Origin of the sequence: uncultured Pseudoflavonifractor sp. (genome assembly GCA_904419835.1) — a bacterium.
Classification (GTDB): domain Bacteria; phylum Bacillota; class Clostridia; order Oscillospirales; family Oscillospiraceae; genus Pseudoflavonifractor.
In genome coordinates this window covers 25,230-37,887 of the sequence record CAJFTA010000034.1, presented here as the reverse complement: position 1 = coordinate 37,887, position 12,658 = coordinate 25,230, and the positions used below count along the sequence as shown (strand labels likewise).

Below are 12,658 nucleotides of genomic sequence, written 5' to 3'. Positions count from 1 at the left end.
CATGAGAAGTGTCATTTTCGAGGCGCATGTCCCCGAAAATGACGGATTTTCATTTGATTCCGTCATCTGCGGATGACGGAACTCTGCGAGGCTTCCCCTGCTGGGAAGGTTTTTCGACACGCTGAGCGGACAGAATTGCGCTCTGCAATTCTGTCCGCTGTTTCTGTCCAAGAGAAAGACGCCGCCGGTAGCTACCGGCGGCGTCTGACAGTATGCGGTTAATCCAGCAGGTTCTTCTCGCTGGAGGGGTCGAACAGGTGCACCAGCTCCTCGGGGAAGGTGAACTCAACTTCAGCGCCGAAGGGGATGCCGGCCCGGTGCTGGGCGGGCAGGTCGGTGGAGGGAATGCGGAGCACGACCTCCTTCTCCCCGGCCACCACATGCAGGTGGACCTCGCTGCCCATCATCTCGGACACGTCCACATGGGCGGTGACGGTCCCCTCGCCGGCGGAGGCCTTCAGAATGAGGTGCTCGGGGCGGCAGCCCAGAATCACGTCCATGGAGCCCACGCCCTTGGCGGCCAGGCCCTCCTGAATGCTCTTGGCCAGGTTGACCCGGGTGCCGGCGTAGTCCACATAGTAGCCATTGCCCTCCTTGACCAGCTTGGCGTCAAAGAAGTTCATCTGAGGCGTGCCGATGAAGCCGGCCACGAACACGTTGGCGGGGTGATCAAAGACCTGCTGAGGCGTACCGATCTGCTGGATAAAACCATCGCGCATGATGACGATGCGGTCGCCCAGCGTCATGGCCTCGGTCTGGTCGTGGGTAACATAGATGAAGGTGGTGTCGATGCGCTGGCGGAGCTTGATGATCTCGGCGCGCATCTGGTTGCGCAGCTTGGCGTCCAGGTTGGAGAGGGGCTCGTCCATCAGGAACACCTGGGGCTCACGGACAATGGCGCGGCCGATGGCCACACGCTGGCGCTGGCCGCCGGACAGGGCCTTGGGCTTGCGGTCCAGATACTGGGTGATGTCCAGAATCTCGGCGGCCTGGCGGACCCGGCGGTCGATCTCATCCTTGGGCATCTTGCGCAGCTTGAGGGCGAAGGCCATATTGTCGTACACGGTCATGTGGGGATAGAGGGCGTAGTTCTGGAAGACCATGGCGATATCGCGGTCCTTGGGCTCCACATCGTTGACGCGGCGGTCGCCGATGTACAGGTCGCCCTCGGAGATCTCCTCCAGACCGGCGATCATGCGCAGGGTGGTGGACTTGCCGCAGCCAGAGGGGCCGACCAGGACGATGAATTCCTTATCCGCGATCTCCAGGTTGAAGTCGTGGACAGCCACCACTTTCTTGTCGTAGATCTTCTTTACATTCTTCAGGCTCAAAGTTGCCATGTACACAGGCCGTGACTGCAATGCCTCCGCAAGTACAGTCTTGCACACGGAGAGCAAAACCCCGTATGCTTTACGGCAGGTCTCCACACTGCCGCACCGCCGGCCCGGCGGATTTTGGTCTCCTCCTTTTTTACGGGGAGACGGGCCTATATTAAATTAGTGATGTAATTTAAAATTGGAGTAGCCCCGCCTCGCCTGATTGAATATGCGGGCCGCAGTCCAGCCCGGTTACAGATAGTCTAGCACAAAGGGGGCACCCAGACAATCTTGATAAATCGGCCAAATTTTTTCCTGCGTTTTTGGGCAAAACACCATTTCTATCCGGTCCATCCCCGCCTCAAAGCCTTCTTCCCTTGACAGTGCGCCGGTTCTCTGATATCCTGACAGTGCGCTATATGACTGACGGAAGTGGGCTGACCACATGGAGTATAGCGGACATGAGCCGACCGTCTGGGCACGCTGCGCTTTCGCGCGGTGTGCCCTTTTTGTATTGCAAGACAGGATTCAAGTTTGAAGGAGGCGCGGTTGCAGATGAAAACCGACATTGAGATTGCCCAGGCGTGTGCCATGCTGCCCATTACAGAGATTGCGGAGGAGCTGGGCGTCAGCCAGGAGGTTCTGGAGCCCTACGGCCGCTACAAGGCCAAGCTGGACCCGGCGGCCCTCAGCGCCCTGCCCCGGAAGGGGCGGCTGATCCTGGTCACCGCCATCAACCCCACCCCCGCCGGCGAGGGCAAGACCACCACCAGCGTGGGTCTGGCCGACGCCCTCCACCGTCTGGGCAAAAAGGCCGTGCTGGCCCTGCGGGAGCCCTCTCTGGGCCCGGTGTTCGGCATCAAGGGCGGCGCCGCCGGCGGCGGGTACGCCCAGGTGGTGCCCATGGAGGACATCAACCTCCACTTCACCGGCGATTTCCACGCCATCGGCGCGGCCAACAACCTGCTTGCCGCCATGCTGGACAACCACATCCAGCAGGGCAACGCCCTGGATATCGACGTGCGCAAGATCACCTGGAAACGCTGCGTGGACATGAACGACCGCCAGCTGCGCAATATCGTCTGCGGCCTGGGGGGCCGGGTCAACGGCGTGCCCCGGGAGGACGGGTTTGACATCACCGTGGCCAGCGAGGTCATGGCGGTGCTCTGCCTGGCCACCGGGCTGAAGGACCTGAAGGAGCGGCTGGGCCGCATGGTGGTGGCCTATACCTGGGACGACAGGCCCGTCACCGCCCGGGATCTGAAGGCGGACGGCGCCATGACCGCCCTGCTGAAGGACGCCATCAAGCCCAACCTGGTCCAGACGCTGGAGCACACCCCCGCCCTCATCCACGGCGGCCCCTTCGCCAACATCGCCCACGGCTGCAACTCCATCACCGCCACCGACGCCGCCCTCCGTCTGGGCGACTACGCCGTCACCGAGGCCGGCTTCGGCGCCGATCTGGGCGCCGAGAAGTTCCTGGACATCAAGTGCCGCTGCGGCGGCCTGACCCCCTCCGCCGTGGTGGTGGTGGCTACGGTCCGTGCCCTCAAGCACCACGGCGGCGCGGCCAAGAGCGAGCTGGGCGCTGAAAACCTGGCTGCCCTGGAGAGGGGTCTGCCCAACCTGCTCCAGCATGTGGAGAATATCACCCAGGTATACGGCCTGCCCTGCGTGGTGGCCATCAACCGCTTCCCCACCGACACCGAGGCCGAGCTGGCCCTGGTGGAGGAGAAGTGCCGGGCCCTGGGCGTCAACGTTGCCCTCAGCGAGGTGTGGGCCAAGGGCGGCGAAGGGGGCGAGGCCCTGGCCAGGGAGGTTATGCGTCTGTGCGAGACCCCTTCTGATTTCCGCTTCTGCTACGATACGGACAGCTCTATTGAGGAGAAGCTGGACGCCATCGCCCGAAAAATCTACCGGGCCGACGGCGTGGAGCTGACCTCCAATGCCTGCAAGCAGCTCAAGCAGCTCACCGGCCTGGGCTATGACAAGCTGCCCATCTGCATGGCCAAGACCCAGTCCTCCTTCTCTGACGACGCCGCGCTGCTGGGCGCACCCCGGGGCTTCCGCATCACCGTGCGGAACCTGAAGGTAAATGCCGGCGCCGGCTTCCTGGTGGCCCTCACCGGGGATATCATGACCATGCCCGGTCTGCCCAAGAACCCCGCCGCTGAAAACATCGACGTGGACGAGAACGGCAGGATCACCGGGCTGTTCTAACAGGGCATGGTCATGGCGCCGCAAGTGCGGTGTACAAGTGTTTTGCCTCCGGCAAAACCTTGCCGCAGGGCGGATTCACTCCGCCCGAGGATGATAAATCCGGGGTCCCCGCCGGGCAGAGCCCGGCGGGGCGCATGCCCGGCCTGCCCAAGAACCCCGCCGCTGAAAACATCGACGTGGACGAGAATGGCAGGATCACCGGGCTATTCTGAATAAATAAGGAAAGGAGCCGTCCGCTATATGCGGATGGCTCCTTATGCGCTTACTATCAGCCCTGCTTTGCCCGGTCGGCCTGGATGAGCCGCTTAATGGCCTCCACGCCCACCCGGACGGCGGAGGATACGTCGTGGCTCTCGTCCTGAGGCAGGCCGGCGGCGTCCCGCTCCTGGTTCCAGATGACGTGGAAGGCGGATCCACAGCGCACCCCCAGGGCGGAGGCGCAGCAGAACAGGGCCGCCGACTCCATCTCGGAGGCCAGGACGCCCAGGCGCTTCCAGGCCTCCCACTTGGCCTGGAGCTCATAGGACACCGGCATGCGTGCCGGGTCGTGCTGGCCGTAGAAGGAGTCCTTGCACTGAACCACGCCCGCGTGCCACACATGGCCCAGGTCCCTGGCGGCGTCCACCAGGGCGGTGAGCACCTCATAGTCGGCCACGGCGGGGAACTCAATGGGGGCATACTCCCGGCTGGCGCCCTCGTGGCGGATGGCGCCGGTGGCGATGACCACGTCGCCCGACTTCACGTCCAGCTTGATGCCGCCGCAGGTGCCCACCCGTACAAAGGTATCGGCGCCGATTTTGGTCAGCTCCTCCATGGCGATGACAGCGGAGGGGCCGCCGATGCCGGTGGAGCAGACCGACACCTTCTCCCCCAGCAGGGTGCCGGTATAGGTGGTGTACTCCCGGTTGGACTGGATTTTCACCGGGTTGTCAAAATGGGAGGCAATGATTTCGCAGCGGCCGGGGTCGCCGGGCAGCAGCACATACCTGCCCACGTCTCCCGCCTTGCACTTGATGTGGAACTGCAGCTCATGTTCGTGCATATCGCTCACCTCGTAACATTATTTCTGTCCTTTTTTATTCATTATAGCTGTTTCTTCTCTGCTTCCGCAACCCCAGTTGTCCATTTTCCTCCCCTGTCCGCTCCGTTCTTTTCAGGGGCGGCAGGGAATTTCCCCTTTTTTCAAGCAAAATATCCGCTCACCCTTTACGGCTGGCCTGAATTGCGCTAATATGTTGGTAGTTTTCCGCCGCTTCAGCGGTGTGCGTCTGTGTGCCATGTCATATAAAAATATGTCAAAGTAAATAGGAGAGAGTGTGCGTGAAGATTATCATTGTAGGCGGCGGTAAAGTTGGCTTTACGCTGGCGGAACACCTGTCCCGCGAGGATCACGATGTCATCATTATCGACACCCGGGACGAGTCCCTCCAACGGGCGTCCGACACGCTGGACGTCATGTGCGTCAAGGGCAACGGCGCGTCCATTGCCACCCTGCGGGAGGCGGATGCCGAACATGCCGACGTTTTGATTGCCGCCACCAGCCTGGATGAAATTAACATGATCTGCTGCCTCACCGCCAAGCGGCTGGGTACCAAGTACACCATCGCCCGGGTACGCAACGTGGAGTATGCCGTGGAGCTGGCCACCCTGAAAAAGGTAATCGGCATCGACATGATCATCAATCCGGAGAACGCCACCGCCGTGGAAATTGCCCGGCTGCTCCGGTTCCCCTCCGCGGCCAATCTGGAGACCTTCTACCGCGGGCGGGTGGAGCTCATTGGTTTCCGGATCCAGGCGGACGACTTTATCTGCGGCCATCCTCTCTCTGAGCTGAGCCGTCAGGTCAAGGCCCTGCCCATTCTGTTCTGCGCGGCGGAGCGGGGGGACAAGAGCATTATCCCCGACGGCTCCTATGTCCCCACCGCCGGAGACAAGCTCTACCTCATCGGCCAGCCTGCCGGCATGACTCAGTTCTTCAAGCTGCTGGGCCGGTACGCGCCCAAAATAAAGGACGTGTTTATGGTGGGCGGCGGACGCATCTCCCACTACCTCACCGCTCTGCTGGAGGGCATGGGCCTGCGGGTGAAGCTGGTGGAGCGGAGCATGGACCGCTGCCGGGAGCTAAGCGAGCTTCTCCCCCACACCATGATCATCTGCGGCGACGGTACCGATCAGGAGCTGCTGGAGTCGGAGAATGTGGCCGCCTCCGACGCCTTTGTGGCCCTCACCGACCGGGACGAGGACAACCTGATCATCTCTCTGTACGCCATGCAGCTGGGTATCTCCAAGGTGGTGGCCAAGTCCAACCGCCAGAACTACGCGGGCATTGCCCGCGCCGTGGGCCTGGACAGCGTCATCTCCCCCAAGCTCATCACCGCCAACCAGATTCTCCAGGTGGTGCGGGGCATGGAGAACTCCAAGGGCAGCGTCATGACCGCCCTGTACCGCATTGCCGAGGGCAAGGTAGAGGCCATGGAGTTCGTGGTCAACGAGACCACCCGCCACCTGAAGACCCCGCTGAAGGACCTGCGGCTGAAAAAGGGGATCCTCATCGCGGTCATTGTCCATCAGGGCAAGGTCATTATCCCCGAGGGCTCCACCTGTATGGAGCAGGGAGACACGGTGATCATCGTGTCCGGCGACGAGGGAATTCTGGACGTCAACGATATCTTTGACGAGTCCCTGCTGGATGCGGGCGTTATAGGAGGCGCGGGGCTGTGAATTTTAAGCTGGTCTTTCGCATTACCGGCCGCACCCTTCTGGTGGAAGCCTGCTGCATGCTGCTGCCCATTCTGGTGTGCTTCATCTACGGCGAGTCCACCAGGCCCTTTGTCCTGACCATTGCCATTCTCCTGGCGGTGGGCGGAATTTTGTCCGCGCTGCCTGCCTCCAACCACTTCTTTCCCCGGGAGGGCTTCTTCGCCGTTGGCCTCATCTGGCTGCTGATCTCAGCCTTCGGCGCGCTGCCCTTCTGGTTTTCCGGGTATTTCCCCACCTATGTGGACTGCCTGTTCGAAGCCGCCTCCGGCTTCACCACCACCGGTGCGTCCATCCTTCCGGCGGTGGAAAACCTGCCCAAGGGAATCTTGTTCTGGCGCTCCTTCATCCACTTTTTGGGCGGCATGGGCGTGCTCATCCTCACCATTGCCCTGATGCCCTCTCTGGGCAGCCGCACCCTCCACCTGATGAAAGCGGAGAGCCCCGGACCGGTGGTGAGCAAGCTGGTACCTAAGACCAGCCAGTCCTCCAAAATTCTCTATGGCATTTACTGTGCCATGACCGCCATTCAAATTCTATGTCTCCGCCTCACCGGCATGGAGTGGTTTGACTGCATCGTCAACGCCTTCGCCGTGGCGGGCACAGGAGGCTTTTCGGTGCGCAACACCTCCATCGGCGCCTATGGCAACCCCGCCGCTGAAATTGTCCTCACTGTGTTTATGCTGCTCTTTTCCATCAACTTCGCCTTCTATTTCCTGGTCCTGTGCGGAAAAATCCGGCAGGCCCTCCGCAGCGATGAGTTCCGCTTCTTTATGGGCGTGGTGATCGTCAGCATTGTGCTGATCACGTGTAATCTGTGGTTTACCGGGGGCTACTTTACATCTCTGGGCGACACCATCCGCGCCGCGGCCTTCCAGGTGTCCACTATTATCTCCACCACCGGCTTCTCCAGCGTGGACTTTGACCTGTGGCCGGAGTTCTCCCGTTTCCTGATTGTCATCCTCATGTTTATCGGCGCCTGTGCCGGTTCCACCGGCGGCGCCCTCAAATGCTCCCGGGTGCTGGTTGTCTTTAAGTGTATCCGCCGGGAGATCAATCAGGTGATCCATCCCCGCTCGGTCAATGTGGTCAAGCTGGACGGCAAGGTGCTGCCGGAGGACACCCTGCGCTCCATCCTGATCTTCTTTGCCGCGTACATCCTCGTCGTCCTGACCGCCGGGCTGGTGGTGGCGCTGGACAATTTCTCCTTCGGCACCACCTTTACCGCCGTGGTCTCCTGCATCGGCAATGTGGGCCCCGGTCTTGAACTGGTGGGCCCCATGGGGAACTACTCCGCCTTTTCCGCGCTGTCCAAGCTGGTGCTCACCCTGTGCATGATTGTCGGCAGGCTGGAGCTGCTTCCCATTCTGGTTCTTTTCAGCAAGAGCGCCTGGAGCCGCTCCTGAGCCCCACAGCCCCGCGCTTTCTTCGGAGGATAACCGCCATGAAAACCACCAAGGAATTGATCCGGAACACTGCCCGTGAACTGTTCAACGAGCGTGGATACCGGGCTGTCTCCATGCGCAACATTGCCGATGCCCTGGGCATCAGCGTGGGCAACCTGACCTATCACTACCCCCATAAGGATCTGCTGATGGAGGACATTATGGACGCCGAGCTGGGCACCCTGCCCGCCGCGCCCGAGCCCGGCCTGTCCGGGCTCAACCGCCTGCTGGAGCGGATGCTGGCATCCTTTTTTGAGACGCCCTTCTACTTCAACGACCCGGCGCTGTACAGCTCCGTCCCCCGCCTTCAGGCGCGCCATGCCGCCAGTGTGGAGGCGCTGCTGGCCGTCCTGCGGGACGCCATCGGCAGCTGCACTGAAATGGGACTGTTTGCGCCTGTGCTGAGCGGCAGCCGTCTGGAGCAGGTGGCGCGCCTGCTCATGCTCAGCCACACCGGCTGGGCGCAGCACAACGCCACCTGGCCGGCCTCCCGCTTTATCTCCGCTGCGGAGATGATGGCGTTTCAGTGGGCGGTCCTCATCCCCTATCTGACGCCGGCCGGTCAGGCGGCCTATGACGCGCTGGCGCAGCAGACGGAGGTCTGAAGCTGCTTCATTCAGCTCATAAAAGCATAAGAATGGGGCTGCGGCTTGATGCCGCAGCCCCATTCTTATGCTTTTCAGGCTGTCGAAAAAGTCCCTGGACTTTTTCGACAGCCTGAAAAAATGCCGTTACTTTTGCGCCGCACAGCGGCGCAAAAGTCCTCGCTCCGCCCCCCGGAAGCCTTGCACGGCAAGGCTTCCGGGGCATTCGATTCCACGCGAGGCGGGCGGCTGCCCCCTCGCGCTCCCCCGCCCCGACACAGCCCGATTCTGTTCAACCAAGGTCTTTTGACAGGCTGATGTTTTTTTAGTTCTCCTCCACGTAGTCGCCGCTCTGGATGCGCTCATAGAGGGTCTTGAGCATGTCCAGATAGGTGGGCGTCTCGGCAAGGGTGGCGCCGGAGACGGCGTCAGGCGTCTGCCAGTAGCCCTCGTCGTTCTGGGTTATGCCGCCGTCGGCGTAGTAGTCGTAGTCAAAGCCGTTCTCCAGCACAAAGTCCTTGATGGCCTGCATGTTGCCGGGGAAGGTGATGCTGCTGGGCCAGAAGGCGGTGCCGTGGCCGTTGGTCTCCTTGGCGGTGATCTGGTAGGTCATGGCCACGTTTTCGTCGTCGGCGCCGGTGACGCTCTGGGCGCTCTTGAGGATGTAGGCGGGCTCCTCGGAGGCGTCCACATACCACTTGCCGCCCTCCTCGGTGGCCACATAGTCGTTCATCTTCACGGTCTGGCCGTCAATGTCGGCAGAGTAGACCACGGCCACCTCGCAGGCGGGGTCGCTGCCCAGCTCGCCGGTCCACACCACGCCGCCGATCTGGATGTACTTTGCAAAGTTGCACTCGGTCTCACCGGCGGTAAAGGTGATAAGGCCGTCCTCGCCCAGGGCGGAGATGACCGCCTCGTCGGTCATGTTGCCCCAGCCGCCGGCGGCGCCGTTGTCGTCCCAGGGCAGCATGGGCTCATAGAACTGCACGGCATAGGCCTGGTCGTTGTCCAGATCCCAGTAGAGGGTTGCCTTGATGACGCAGTCCTGGGCGGAGGTCACGTCCTTGGTGTAGATGCCGTAGGTGGTGGCGCTGACAATCTTGCGGTCGCTGGGAATCTCCACAGGCTCGGCGCCGGTGGGATAGGAGGCAGTCTCCCCGCCATCTCCGCCGTCGGCCTCAAAGGGATTGGCCTCCGGATCCAGCGCGTTGCGCACGGCGGCGCGGCAGCCGTCGCTGGTGTAGGTGGCGCCGGACACGCCGTCAATCTCGGCTCCGTTGGCGGCCACCACCTGCTCCGCCAGCTCCTCCAGAGCGGCGCCGCCAATCTCGGCGGTCTCGCCGGGGCCGTCGAAGCTGGCGGCGGTGATGACGCCGTTCTCCACGGTCAGGGTGGCGGTGATCACGCCGCCGTAGCCCTGGCCCTGGCCCGTGAGGGTCTCGCTCTGGGCGGCAGATCCGCTGGCAGAGGGCTGGATGCTCTCCTCAGTCGCGGGTGCTCCGCAGGCTGCTGTGCTCAGCAGCAGCGCAGCGGCGGCGCAGGCGGAAATCCATTTCTTTTTCATGGCAGAATACCCCTTTCGTTTTAGTACTATCGTACTAATTTTAGAAAATCATATCACGCGTATTTCATTTCCGCAAGCGCTATTTTCCCTTCTGCGCTTCTGCAAATTGCTCATTTTGAAAGATTTTCTGTACAAACAGGCCGACTTTTTTTCGCGCCCGATTTTTGTCAAATTTTTATCTATCTCGTCAGTTCCAACAGTTTTTGCCCCTTTGGCGCTCAGTTTTTTTCTTTCGTATGATTACAAATCCAGTTTTCCTACTTTCCAAAGTTTTTTGACGTGCGCAGGTTCTGTTTTGTAGAATTCATCATAAGTTTTGTTTATATAGATTATTATTTTATTTGTTTTATCGAATGCATTTTTACTATCCTTACTTTTTGTAAATATATTCTTGCAAAATAAGTTGTTTATGGTAATATTAATATGTCACAAGCAAACGGAAGGTCGAACCAAATATCAATTTTAAACCATTAAGTCAACCATTATTTTTTCTTCGACTTTCCTATTATGTAAAGGAGTGGGAATTTTGGACGTACAGAATCTCTTCTGGCTGGGCCTGCTGGGCGCCGCCATCGCGCTGCTCTTCGCTGTCTTTCAGGCTCGAAAGGTGCTCCGCTTTTCCGAGGGCACCGATCTGATGAAGAAGATCGCCGCCTCTATTCGCCAGGGCGCCAACGCCTACCTGAAGCGGCAGTACACCACTGTGGCCAAGATCTTCGCCGTGGTATTTGTCATCTTGCTGGTCCTGGCTGCAACCCATCTGCTGGACAACTGGTTCATCCCCTTTGCCTTCCTCACCGGCGGCATCTACTCTGCCCTGGCCGGCTTCATCGGCATGAAGATCGCCACCAGCTCCAACGCCCGCACCGCAAACGCCGCCCACGAGAGCCTGAACCGGGGCCTGAACGTGGCCTTCTCCTCCGGCGCGGTTATGGGCTTCACCGTGGTGGGCCTGGGCCTGTTTGATATCTCCGTCTGGTTCCACATTCTCAAGTACATCGCCCACTTTGAGGCCGCTCAGATTGCCTCCACCATGGTCATGTTCGGCATGGGCGCCTCCTTCATGGCCCTGTTCGCCCGTGTGGGCGGCGGCATCTTCACCAAGGCCGCCGACGTGGGCGCCGACCTGGTGGGCAAGGTTGAGGCCGGCATCCCCGAGGATGACCCCCGCAACCCCGCCACCATCGCCGATAACGTGGGCGACAATGTGGGCGATGTGGCCGGCATGGGCGCCGACCTGTACGAGTCCTATGTGGGCTCCATCCTGGCCACCTTTGCCCTGGGCGCGGCCGCCTATGCCGGCGGCGACCTGACCTGGAACGCCATGCTGCTGCCTCTGCTGGTGGCCGTGGTGGGCGTGGTGTGCTCGGTCATCGGCTCCTTCCTCATCCGCACCAGGGAGAACGCCGACCAGCGCTCCCTGCTCTCCACCCTCCGCAAGGGCACCTACACCGCTGCCATTCTGGCCGCCGTGGCGGCCGCCCCTCTCACCTACTGGCTCATGGGTTCCTGGGGCCCCTACATCGCCATTCTGGCCGGTCTGGTGGGCGGATGCGCCATCGGCTACTTCACCGAGTACTACACCTCTGACACCTACAAGCCCACCCAGAATCTGGCCGACTCCACCGAGACCGGCGCCGCCACCACCATCATCGGCGGAATCTCTCTGGGCATGAATTCCACCGCCGCTCCCATTGTCATCATCTCCATCGCCGTCATTGTGGCCTTCCTGGCCTCCGGCGGCACCCTTTCCACCAACAGCCCTGACTACTCCGCGCTCTTCGCCAAGGGCCTGTACGGCATCGGCATAGCCGCCGTGGGCATGCTGTCCACCCTGGGCATCACCCTGGCCACCGACGCCTACGGCCCCGTGGCTGACAACGCCGGCGGCATCGCCGAGATGAGCGGCCTGGGCGACGAGGTTCGCACCCGCACCGACGCTCTGGACTCCCTGGGCAACACCACCGCCGCCACCGGCAAGGGCTTCGCCATCGGCTCCGCCGCCCTGACCGCCCTGGCCCTGCTGGTCAGCTATGTGGACGTGGTCAACGTGAAGCTGAATACCCTGGGCGACGGCCATGTGCTGGACCTGTCCCTCACCAACCCCGCCGTACTGGTGGGTATCTTCATCGGCGCCATGCTCACCTTCGTCTTTGCCGCCCTCACCATGAGCGGTGTGCAGCGTGCCGCCCAGTCCATTGTGGTGGAGGTCCGCCGCCAGTTCAGGGAGATCGCCGGCATTATGGAAGGCAAGGCCGACCCGGACTACGCCTCCTGCGTGGATCTGTGCACCCGGGGCGCCCTGAAGGAGATGGTGGCCCCCTCCCTGCTGGCCATTGTGGTGCCCGTGGTCACCGGCCTGATCCTGGGCGCTGAGGCTGTTGTGGGGCTGCTGGGCGGCGTCACCGTCACCGGCTTCGTGGTGGCCGTGTTCATGTCCAACGCCGGCGGCGCCTGGGACAACGCCAAGAAGTACATCGAGGGCGGAGCCCACGGCGGCAAGGGCTCCGACTGCCACAAGGCCGCCGTCATCGGCGACACGGTGGGCGACCCCTTCAAGGACACCTCCGGCCCCTCCCTCAACATCCTTATCAAGCTCTGCTCCACCGTGTCCATCGTGTTCTCCGGTCTCATCGTCAAGTTCTCCATCTTTGGATGAATGCCCGCCGCCGTGGGTGCGCGCCTCCCGAAAGGGAGGCGCGCACGGCGGCTCTCTCTGCGTCCTATGTTTTCTTCTCGCGTTTTAGACAACTTTTATCTATATTTTTTGTA

General features: G+C 61.4%; 9 protein-coding genes and 1 riboswitch. Of the genes, 6 read left to right on the top strand and 3 right to left on the bottom strand.

The annotated features are described in order from the left end of the window. Nucleotides 1–218 precede the first annotated feature (218 nt). Entirely contained in the window at nucleotides 219–1,340 is a 1,122-nt protein-coding gene (gene ugpC, locus QZY67_RS07530; protein WP_295369490.1) for a sn-glycerol-3-phosphate ABC transporter ATP-binding protein UgpC, read from the bottom strand. A gap of 385 nt (nucleotides 1,341–1,725) precedes the next feature. Then, a riboswitch (ZMP/ZTP riboswitch) is annotated at nucleotides 1,726–1,803 on the top strand. A 68-nt stretch (nucleotides 1,804–1,871) separates the two neighbouring features. Between ugpC and QZY67_RS07525 the strand changes: the two genes are divergently transcribed. Next, on the top strand, nucleotides 1,872–3,536 hold the full coding sequence (locus QZY67_RS07525; RefSeq protein ID WP_295369489.1) for a formate--tetrahydrofolate ligase: 1,665 nt from the start codon (nucleotides 1,872–1,874) through the stop codon (nucleotides 3,534–3,536). Nucleotides 3,537–3,670: 134 nt separating this feature from the next. Next, a complete protein-coding gene (locus QZY67_RS11960; protein WP_366448955.1) occupies nucleotides 3,671–3,748 on the top strand; it encodes a formate--tetrahydrofolate ligase in 78 nt (25 codons plus the stop codon). A gap of 56 nt (nucleotides 3,749–3,804) precedes the next feature. Here QZY67_RS11960 and udp read toward each other — a convergent pair whose 3' ends face one another. Then, complete coding sequence (gene udp, locus QZY67_RS07520; protein WP_294536348.1) at nucleotides 3,805–4,578, bottom strand: uridine phosphorylase; 774 nt, start codon at nucleotides 4,576–4,578, stop codon at nucleotides 3,805–3,807. A gap of 278 nt (nucleotides 4,579–4,856) precedes the next feature. Between udp and trkA the strand changes: the two genes are divergently transcribed. From trkA to QZY67_RS07505, 3 genes are read left to right on the top strand one after another with little or no spacing between them, the layout of a single operon-like run. After that, nucleotides 4,857–6,257 carry a Trk system potassium transporter TrkA gene (gene trkA / locus QZY67_RS07515; RefSeq protein ID WP_295369488.1) on the top strand — a complete coding sequence of 467 codons (1,401 nt, stop codon included), beginning with the start codon at nucleotides 4,857–4,859 and terminating at the stop codon, nucleotides 6,255–6,257. Beyond that, on the top strand, nucleotides 6,254–7,699 hold the full coding sequence (locus tag QZY67_RS07510; protein ID WP_295369487.1) for a TrkH family potassium uptake protein: 1,446 nt from the start codon (nucleotides 6,254–6,256) through the stop codon (nucleotides 7,697–7,699). The genes trkA and QZY67_RS07510 overlap by 4 nt, the downstream gene beginning before the upstream one ends. Nucleotides 7,700–7,737: 38 nt before the next feature. Beyond that, on the top strand, nucleotides 7,738–8,343 hold the full coding sequence (locus QZY67_RS07505) for a TetR/AcrR family transcriptional regulator (protein ID WP_295369486.1): 606 nt from the start codon (nucleotides 7,738–7,740) through the stop codon (nucleotides 8,341–8,343). 304 nt (nucleotides 8,344–8,647) lie between these two features. On the opposite strand, the gene QZY67_RS07500 is transcribed toward QZY67_RS07505, so the two are convergent. Next, nucleotides 8,648–9,886 carry an FMN-binding protein gene (locus QZY67_RS07500; protein WP_295369484.1) on the bottom strand — a complete coding sequence of 413 codons (1,239 nt, stop codon included), beginning with the start codon at nucleotides 9,884–9,886 and terminating at the stop codon, nucleotides 8,648–8,650. A gap of 517 nt (nucleotides 9,887–10,403) precedes the next feature. Here QZY67_RS07500 and QZY67_RS07495 point away from each other — a divergent pair. Then, the gene (locus QZY67_RS07495) at nucleotides 10,404–12,545 is read left to right on the top strand and encodes a sodium-translocating pyrophosphatase (protein WP_295369482.1); all 2,142 of its coding nucleotides are present in this window, start codon (nucleotides 10,404–10,406) and stop codon (nucleotides 12,543–12,545) included. Nucleotides 12,546–12,658 lie beyond the last annotated feature (113 nt).